4 protein-coding genes are annotated in these 5958 nt (G+C 61.9%); 3 read left to right on the top strand and 1 reads right to left on the bottom strand.

The features are described 5' to 3' along the window. The 3 genes from AC1D1X_RS13585 to AC1D1X_RS13575 form a co-directional block, all read left to right on the top strand. On the top strand, positions 1 to 735 hold a 735-nt coding region (locus AC1D1X_RS13585), incomplete at its 5' end, for a gamma-glutamyl-gamma-aminobutyrate hydrolase family protein (RefSeq protein WP_477698454.1). Next, positions 713 to 2086, top strand: coding sequence for an aldehyde dehydrogenase family protein (locus AC1D1X_RS13580; RefSeq protein ID WP_477670571.1), 1374 nt, complete (start codon positions 713 to 715; stop codon positions 2084 to 2086). The genes AC1D1X_RS13585 and AC1D1X_RS13580, both read left to right, overlap by 23 nt. Before the next feature lie 2 nt (positions 2087 to 2088). Next, entirely contained in the window at positions 2089 to 2748 is a 660-nt protein-coding gene (locus AC1D1X_RS13575) for an HAD family hydrolase (protein ID WP_477670570.1), read from the top strand. 139 nt (positions 2749 to 2887) lie between these two features. Here the strand turns inward: AC1D1X_RS13575 and AC1D1X_RS13570 are convergent, their stop codons facing one another. Next, positions 2888 to 5854 (bottom strand): DNA topoisomerase III, encoded by a 2967-nt coding sequence (locus tag AC1D1X_RS13570; protein WP_477670569.1) that lies wholly within the window; start codon positions 5852 to 5854, stop codon positions 2888 to 2890. Between the last annotated feature and the right edge of the window lie 104 nt (positions 5855 to 5958).

Raw genomic sequence — 5958 nt, 5'->3', positions numbered from 1 at the left:
ACGCTACAGTATGTCGAACAGTCGATCGCACACTGGGTTATGTCTTCCGGCGCCATGGTCGTCATGGTGCCTTGCCCCACGGGCAGCACGCAGCGCGGCGACGTTACATACGAACACTATGCACAGTGGCTGGACGGCCTGGTGCTGCACGGCGGCGCCGACGTCTGGCCCGGCAGTTACGGCGAGGAGCCGCTGGAAGAAAAATGGTCGGGCGACCGTGTGCGTGACGAATACGACAAGGCACTGGTAGCCGCGTTTGAAAGAGCCGGCAAACCGGTGTTTGGCGTTTGCCGCGGCCTGCAATTGCTCAATGTTGCATTCGGCGGCACGCTCTACCAGGACATCAATACGCAGGTGCCTGACTCCTTCGTTCACCGCGACGCCGTCACTTACGACCAGAACTTTCACAGCGTGAACATCGTGCAGGGCTCCAGGCTTTCCGCCATGTACCCCGGCGTGGAGCGCGTGCGCGTCAACAGCATCCACCACCAGGGCATCAAGGATTTGTCACCCGAGTTTGAAGCCGAGGCTTTCAGCGTGGACGACGGCATCGTGGAAGCGATACGCCGCAAGGACAAAACCAAGAGCTATATCGCCGCCACCCAGTGGCATCCCGAATTCCACAAACCCGGCTCCGACACGATTGACGACGCCGCCGTACTCGATGATTTCCTCACCGCCGTAGCGGCGGCCAAAAGCAAAGCCAACAAACATGACCAAACTCGCCATTCATAACCCCGCCACAGGTGAGATGATCACCGAACTGCCTGCGGACGACGCGGCTTCCGTCGCTGCCAAGGCAAAGCAGGCGCGCACCGCGCAGGCTGCGTGGGCCGCCGTGCCGGTGGCCGAGCGCAAGACCTGCATCACGCGCTTTCGTGCCGGCATCGTTGCAGAGCTCGATACCCTGGCGGCCGTCATGACGCGAGAAACCGGCAAGCCGATCAAGATGTCACGCAATGAACTCAACGGCCTGCTGGGCCGCATTGATTTTTTCCTGGCAGAGCTTGACGCGTCCACGACCACACAGACCGTGTTTTCCGATGGCGGCATGACCGAGCAGATCGAGCACACACCGCTGGGCGTGGTCGCCAATATTTCGGCCTGGAACTACCCCTGGTTTGTCGGCGGCAATGTATTCATTCCCGCGCTCCTGACTGGCAATGCCGTGCTTTACAAGCCCTCTGAATATGCGGCCATGACGGGCCAGGCCATCGCGCGCCTGCTGCATGCGGCCGGTGTTCCGCAAGATGTGTTTGTGCTGCTGATCGGCGGCGGCGCAGTCGGTGCGGCGCTGATGGAGCAGCCGGTGGACGGCCTCTTTTTCACCGGCTCCTACGCCACCGGGGCAAAGATCGCAAAAGCCATCGGCCCGCGCATGGTCAAGCTCCAGCTGGAGCTGGGCGGCAAGGACCCGACTTACGTCTGCGAAGACGCCAACCCCCAGGCCGCCGCCGAGTCGCTGGCCGACGGCGCGATGTACAACACCGGCCAGAGCTGCTGCTCGGTTGAGCGTATCTACGTGCATGAAAAAATTTACGACGCGTTCGTCACCGCCTTTGTAGACACCGTGAAGACCTTCAAGACCGGCGACCCGATGAGCGAAGACACCTACATCGGCGCCATCACCCGCGCGCCGCAGCTAGAGGTGTTGGATGCCCAGGTCGCCGATGCCAAAGCCAAAGGGGCGACCCTGCTGGCAGGTGGCAAGCGCGGCGCTGGACCCGGCACCTGGTATGAACCCACGGTGTTCAGCAACGTCAACCACAGCATGGAGCTGATGCGCGAGGAAAGCTTCGGGCCGGTCATCGGCATCCAGAAGGTATCGGGCGATGCAGAAGCCGTCAAACTCATGAACGACACACGCTACGGCCTGACCGCCGGCGTCTTCACGCCAGACGAAAAGCGCGCCAGGACGCTGCTGTCCCAGGTCAACGCCGGCAGCGTCTACTGGAACTGCTGCGACCGCGTCAGCCCGCGTTTGCCCTGGAGCGGCTACGGTGATTCCGGTGTGGGCCTGACCTTGTCCACCTACGGTATCCAGACATTCACCCGGCCAAAGGCTTGGCACCTTCGTCAATCCTGAACATGAAGCTCACCCTCTTCGATCTGGACCACACCGTACTCAACGGCGACAGCGATGTGCTGTGGTGCGATTTCCTGATCGAGAAGGGTTACCTGGGCAAGACGGAATTCACCGCACGCAACGCCGACATGGCAGCGCGCTACAAGGCGGGCACCGTGGGCCTGAAGGAGTTTGCCGATTTTTATGTGGGCACCCTGGCAGGTCGCACCGCCCAGGAATGGGAGCCGATGCGGCAGGAATTTTTAGCGGACTGGATTGTTCCGCGCATCACACCGGCTGCGATCGCACTGGTCGACAAGCACCTGGAGGCCGGCGACCTGGTGGTCATGACGACGGCCACCAACCGCTTCATCACCGAGCTCACGGCAATCTACTTCGACATCGAGCACCTGATTGCCACCGAGCCCGAAATACAGGGCAGCCGTTTCACCGGCAGCACCACCGGCGTACTGAACATGCGCGAAGGCAAGGTCGAGCGCTTGCATGCCTGGCTCACCGCACGCGGCCTGCGCTTCAAGGATTGCAAAACCACCGCCTACAGCGATTCCATCAACGACCTGCCGCTGCTGGAAGCCGTGAAACACCCGGTGACTGTGAATGCCGATGCGACGCTGGCAGCGATTGGGACTGAGCGCGGCTGGCCCGCGCTGCAGTTGCACTGAGCAGCCCGGCCTGCGCAGCTGAAACAGCCCCAGAGAGGGTTGCATCCGCCTCGTTTGAGYATAAAAATGGCCTGCAAGGCAATCAGGGCGGGCGCCAGCAGCTATTAAAAGAATAGCATTTACGCCCGCATCTGCCCGCTTACTCCGCGCTCAGATGCTTGCCCACAATCCCGGCCAGCTCGAACATCGTGACCTGCGGCTTGCCGAACACCGGCAGCAGCTTGGCGTCGGCGTTGATGGCGCGCTTGTTGGCCGCGTCCTGCAGGCCTTCGGCCTTGATGTAGTCCCAGAGCTTTTTGATGACCTGGGTGCGCGCCACCGGTTCGGCGCCAATCACCGCGGCCAGTGCGTCGCTGGGCTTGAGGCCTGCGCCCGGCTTGGCGACGCGCGGCGTTTTGGGCTTGGCGGTTTTGGCGGCGGGCGTCTTCTTGGCGGCGACTTTTTTGGCTGCAACCTTTTTGGCCGCAGGTGCGGCGCCCTTGGCCGCCACCGTCTTGCCGAAAGGCGTCTTCACCGTGCCGGTCTTGGCCGCCGCCGGCTTGCGCGGCGGAAATTTGGACGGCGCGAACTCGAAGTTCACCTTGTCGGCCTCCTTGTCCCAGGCCAGCATGGCCTTGAAGGGGCGGCGCGTGCGCATCGAAACGAACTTGTCGAGCAGATCAGTCTTGCCAGTTTCCAGCAGCTTGTGCATCTGCTCGCGCTCAATCGGCTGCTGCAGGATCACCTGCCCGGTCTTGAAGGTGCAGCTGGGCGTGGGTTGGGCCAGTGTGGGCACCGACTTTTCGCAGACGTAGTTTTTACCGAGCTCGAACACCCGCGCGGCGCAGCGCGGGCAGGGGCCCAGCGACTGCTGGTCGCCAAAGTCGACGATCTCGCCGGTCTCGGCATTCTTGTCGTCGCCGAAGTCGAATTCAAGCTTGTAGTTCTTCGTCTCTTCGTCGAACTTGATCACCATCTCGGCGGTAAAAGGCCAGCCGGCCTTGGAGCGGAAGCCGTCCAGCGGGCCGATCTTCTTGTCGCGCAGGAACTGCTCAACCTCAGCCACTTCAAAGGTGCGGCCCGCCGGCGTTTTGCCGAAGCTGAAACCACAGCCGTCGTCGCCGTTCTTGCCGGTGCAGGTGTAGCGCCGGTAGTTTTCCTTCATGACACCGCCGCAGTTGGGGCAGGGCGCTGAGAGCGTTGCGTAGTCGCCGGGAATCGTGTCCTTGTCGTAGCCTTTGGCCTTGGCCACCATGCGCTCGGTCATGGTGGCAATTTCGGCCATGAAGGTTTCGCGGCTCAGCTTGCCGTGTTCCATCTGCGCCAGCTTGAACTCCCACTCACCGGTCAGTTCGGCCTTTGAAAGCTCCTGCACATCCAGTCCGCGCAACAGCGTCATGAGCTGGAAGGCCTTGGCCGTGGGGATCAGCTCGCGGCCTTCGCGCAGCATGTATTTCTCGGCAATCAGCCCTTCAATCGTGGCGGCGCGCGTCGCCGGCGTACCCAGGCCTTTTTCCTGCATGGCTTCGCGCAGCTCGTCGTCGTCAATCGTCTTGCCGGCGCCTTCCATTGCGCCCAGCAATGTCGCTTCGGAATAGCGGGCGGGCGGCCGGGTCTTGAGGCCCTTGGCCTCGACCACCTCGGCGCGCACCATTTCGCCCGGCTTGACCGGCACCAGGCTCTGGCCCTTGTCGCCGTCCTTGGCGTCGGCCACTTCATCGGCGGCTTCCTTGCCGTAAATCGCCAGCCAGCCCGGCTTGACCAGCACCTTGCCTTCAGTCTTGAAGCTGTGGCCGACCGACTGGGAAATACGCGTGGTGACCAGGTATTCGGCGCTCGGGAAAAACACCGCCATAAAGCGGCGCACCACCAGGTCATACAGTTTTTGTTCGGCTTCGCTCAGGCCGCTAGGCGCCTGCAGCGTTGGGATGATGGCGAAGTGGTCGCTCACCTTGGCATTGTCGAAAATGCGCTTGCTGGGCTTGATGTAATTGCCCTTCAGCGCCGTCGCCGCGTGCGGCGCCAGGTGCTTCATGCCGCTGCTTTCCAGCATTTCAAAGGTCTTTTTGACCACCGGCAAATAGTCTTCGGGCAGCGCGCGCGAGTCGGTACGCGGATAAGTCAGGGCCTTGTGGCGTTCATACAGGCTTTGCGCAATCGACAGCGTCGTCTTGGCTGAAAAACCGAACTTGCCGTTGGCCTCGCGCTGCAAGGAAGTCAAATCAAACAGCAGGCCGGCGGCCTGCGTGGTGGGCTTGCTTTCTTCCGTCACCGTGGCGGACTTGCCGCGCACGGCTTCGGCAATCGCCATGGCTTCGCGCTCGGACCAGACGCGGTCGGCTTTCAGTTCGGCATCGGGCTCCGTGTTGTCGGCATTGGCCGCGGCTTTTTTCCACTTCGGGTCAAACCACTTGGCGGGGTATTCGCCGGCCTCGGCCAGGAAGGTCGCGTGGATTTCCCAGTAGTCGCGGCTCACGAACTTGCGGATTTTTTCCTCGCGCTCCACCACCACCGACAGCGTCGGCGTCTGCACACGGCCCACGGTGGTCAAAAAGAAACCGCCGTCACGCGAGTTGAAGGCCGTCATGGCGCGCGTGCCGTTGATGCCGACCATCCAGTCGGCTTCCGAACGTGAGCGCGCCGCATCGGCCAGGCCCTGCATCTGCTTTTCAGTGCGCAGGCTCTCAAAGCCGTCGCGGATGGCTGCCGGCGTCATGGACTGCAGCCACAGCCGTTTCACCGGGTGCTTGCTGTTGGCGTATTGCTGGATCAGCCGGAAGATCAGCTCGCCTTCGCGGCCCGCGTCGCAGGCATTGACGAGGGCGCCCACGTCCTTGCGTTTGGTCAGCTTGACGATCGCGTTGAGCCGCGTCTTCGTCTTGTCCATGGGCTTCAGGTCAAAGTAGGGCGGAATGACAGGCAAGTTGGCAAAGCTCCATTTGCCGCGCTTGACGTCAAACTCCTCAGGCGCCTGGATCTCGACCAGATGGCCCACGGCCGAGGTGACCAGCCACTCGTCGCTCTCGAAGTACTCGTCGTGCTTTTCAAATTTGCCGGCCGTAGGCGTGATCGCCCGCACAATGTCTTGTGCGACCGAGGGTTTTTCTGCAATCACCAGAGTTTTCATAAGTACTTCTTCAAACCTTCTACATCTTCGGGGAACATTTCCCCGCTTTCGGCAAATACGACTTTGCCTTCACGTCCGTTCGCCGCCACCTTGAGCACCACCAC

The sequence above is a fragment of the Polaromonas sp. P1_G4 genome (genome assembly GCF_056405475.1).
This window is presented reverse-complemented; position numbering and strand designations above follow the sequence as displayed.

Excerpts from the sequence above, each read along its gene's own strand:
- AC1D1X_RS13570 (WP_477670569.1), bottom strand. The coding sequence starts at position 5,854 with ATGAAAACTCTGGTGATTGCAGAAAAACCCTCGGTCGCACAAGACATT.
- AC1D1X_RS13575 (WP_477670570.1), top strand. The coding sequence starts at position 2,089 with ATGAAGCTCACCCTCTTCGATCTGGACCACACCGTACTCAACGGCGAC.
- AC1D1X_RS13580 (WP_477670571.1), top strand. The coding sequence starts at position 713 with ATGACCAAACTCGCCATTCATAACCCCGCCACAGGTGAGATGATCACC.